The sequence below is a fragment of the Candidatus Cloacimonadota bacterium genome (genome assembly GCA_012522635.1).
In the GTDB taxonomy this organism is placed as follows: Bacteria; Cloacimonadota; Cloacimonadia; order Cloacimonadales; family Cloacimonadaceae; genus Syntrophosphaera.
In genome coordinates this window covers 1-3,174 of record JAAYKA010000051.1, presented here as the reverse complement: position 1 = coordinate 3,174, position 3,174 = coordinate 1, and the positions used below count along the sequence as shown (strand labels likewise).

Annotated in this window: 2 protein-coding genes; both read left to right on the top strand. The window is 51.6% G+C overall.

The window, feature by feature from the left end; translation table 11 throughout:
* Positions 1-1,820, top strand: a 1,820-nt coding sequence (locus GX135_03170; GenBank protein NLN85093.1) for an ABC transporter permease subunit, incomplete at its 5' end; no start/stop codon positions are given.
* The coding region (locus tag GX135_03165; GenBank protein ID NLN85092.1) for a hypothetical protein at positions 1,817-3,174 on the top strand (1,358 nt) is incomplete at its 3' end. The genes GX135_03170 and GX135_03165, both read left to right, overlap by 4 nt.

Genomic DNA, 3,174 nt, shown 5'->3' with positions numbered 1-3,174 from the left:
TTCCCTTTTTGTGGGCCGCGGGCGGTGATGCCGTGAGCTACGATCCTGTGAAACAGGAATGGCGCGCTTCTTTTGCCGGTGAGGCCGGAGCCGATGCCATGGAATTTTATTTGAGGCTGGTCACCACTCGCTGGAAAGACAACCGCGGGCGCGAACAAACCGGCTTTGCCCTGCGCGAAGGAGATTGGGGCTACCTTTGGCAGGAAGGCAAAATTGGCATGCGGATGGACTATCTCTCCCAGCAAAATATGGGCGGGGTTTACGATCCAAACCTATATGCCTTCGCGCCTTCACCCGCCGGGCCTTCCGGACGCGGAGGCAGCGAAATAAATTGCCGGATGATGGGAATATTTTCCGGAGCGGGTGTCAGCAACAACTCCGGTGTGGGCGACCGCGATCCAGAAGCGGTGCGTCAAGCCGCCTGGGAATACATCCGTTTTTATGATAGCGAGGAAGCGCGGCAAATCCGCATGAAAATCATGGTGGACAGCGGCTATGGTCGCATGCAAAATCCTGTGTTTTTAAAACGTTATGGCTATGAGGAATATCTGCGCTACGCTCCTGCCGGCTGGCTGGAAACCTTTGAAACCGCCATGCGGGAAGGACGCCCGGAACCCTTCGGTGACAACTGTCAAAAAGTTTATGAATATATGACCCATCCGCTGGAAGAGCTGGTGGCGCTGGGTTTGAAAGGGAAATTGCCAGAAGATCCTAAAAAGCTGCGCGAATTGATTTTGGCGACCCTCAACAAAGGTGAAGCACGCACAAACCAGGAAATGATTGGTCATATCCCACCCGAAACCAAAGTCAAACGAGAGCGGCTGGCAACCCTGATTGCCGCGCTCATTCTTCTGGCCTTCAGTTTCACGCTTTGGCGGGTTTGGAAGCTGCTTTCACCGGAAAACCCCGCCCAAGGCAAGCTGCGTTTCAATTATAAGATCTGGGTCATTCTGCTTTTAGCTCCGGCGGTGGTCACCATCATCGTTTGGAAATACCTGCCCATGATAACTGGCTCGCTGATGGCTTTTCAGGATTATCACATCGTTGGCGCCAGCCCTTGGATTGGTTTTGGGAATTTCGCGGAGGTGCTTTTCGACCCCAGTTGGTGGGCTTCTGTTGGCAAAACCTTGTATTACATGGCTTTAATGCTGGGTCTGGGATTTTTCCCGCCCATCTTTTTGGCTATTTTATTGCAGGAAGTGTCCCGTGGCAAAATGCTTTACCGCGTCCTGTTCTATCTGCCCGCGGTGATTAGCGGCGTCATCGTAATCTATTTGTGGAAACTGCTTTACGACCCTTCTGATCTGGGTATTTTGAACCAGATTCTCCTGGCGCTGGGTTTGCCCAAAAGCATGTGGATTAAAGACGAAGCGCTGGCCATGCTTTGCGTGGTTTTGCCCACGGTTTGGGCTGGAGTGGGGCCGGGTTCGCTGATTTATTTGGCGGCGCTAAAAAACATCCCACCGGAACTTTATGAAGCCGCGGATATCGACGGTGCCGGTTTCCGTTCCAAGCTGCGCCATATTGTTTTTCCCAGCCTGAAGGGTTTGATAATCATTCAATTTATTTCCGCGTTCATCGTTGCCGCTCAAAGCAGCGATTTCATTTTGGTGATGACCTTTGGCGGTCCCAACGAAGCCACCCGCGTCGCCGATCTTTTGATTTTTGAAAAAGCCTACCTGTATCTGCGGTTTGGATTGGCAACAGCCATGGCTTGGATTCTCAGTCTGCTTTTGATGGGCTTCACGGTTTTGCAAATTAAATATCTGTCCAAGATGGAGTTCCGCGCCGTGACAGATGATGGGGAGCAAACCGCATGAGCATCATCGGAAAAGTTGGTCGCAAATCCCCAAAAGTGAGGGTCTTGAATCTGAGTATCCATATTGTCTTGATTCTTGGCGCCGTCACCATGGTCTATCCCTTTCTGCTCATGGTTTCCAGCTCCATCAAGAGCAATGTGGACAGCAACCGTTTGAACCTGATTCCGGCATATCTGCACAAGGATGAAGTTCTGTTCCAAAAGTTCATGGAATCCCGCTACAACGAGGAAAGCAGCCGCTTGGCGGACAATCATCCCGGTGCCTGGCTGGCTTTTTCGGAAGTTGAACTCCCGGAATTGCCGAATCCGGCTCTGTATCAGGATTGGCAGGAATTTATAAAACTAAACCTACAGGGCGTTTATGATTATTACGCTGCCGAACATTACGGTCGCGGAGTCTATCCTCTGAACCAGCGTCGTTTGCGCAAACTTTTGCGTGAGGAAAATGACAATGACCTCACCGTTTTCAACCGAAAATACAATACCGGCGCGCAAAGCTGGGAACAGATTGTGGTGGAGGAAAAAGAAATCCTGGGTCGGAACTACATTAGCCGTCCGGATGGCTATCTGGGACGTTTTCGCAGTTTTAAAGAAAGCCTGGAAGAACGGCACCGCAACTATGTGAACCTGGATGGAGCCTTTGCGCAGATGGAATTGATTCCCCGCTTTGGAGCTGATCTCGCGGCGTTTAACGACAGCACTGGCTTGAACTTGAATTCCTGGCAGGATGTGGTTCTCAGCGAAAGCTGCCCACCGCCGGGGCATCCTTTGCGGGAATCTTGGTTACACTATGCCCGCGAGGTTTTGAACATCCATCACATCAGCTTGGAAGAGAGTGCTGACGCTGCTTTCCAGGGCATGTTGCGTCAAAAATACGCCAACATTGGGATGCTGAACACCACTTGGCACAGCTCCTACAAGGATTTCAGTGAAGTACGCGTGCCAAAAAACATCCCGGATAGCGGCGCCATGGTTGAGGATCTCACTTGGTTTGTGGAAAATATGGCGGCACCTGAGCATTTGCATATCCGCAATATTGGCAATCAATTCCGAGATTTTCTGCGCGCAAAATATGGCACAGCGCAAAGGCTTCAGGAAGCCTGGAACTGTGGCTACGCCAGTCTGGACGCGGTGGAGCTTCCCACTTCATTGCCCACACGGAATTTGCGCCAGACCGAAACTTGGATGGATTTTGCCCGCGGACCCGGGCTGGACTGGTTGGAGATTCTGCCCGCCGCTCAGACAGAATGGATTCAATGGCTCAAAACACGTTTTCCTGGGGCGGATGATTCGCTTGACCTTGCCGCGTTCAACCGTTTTTATGGCAGTTCCCACAGTTCGGAGGAAGACCTTTT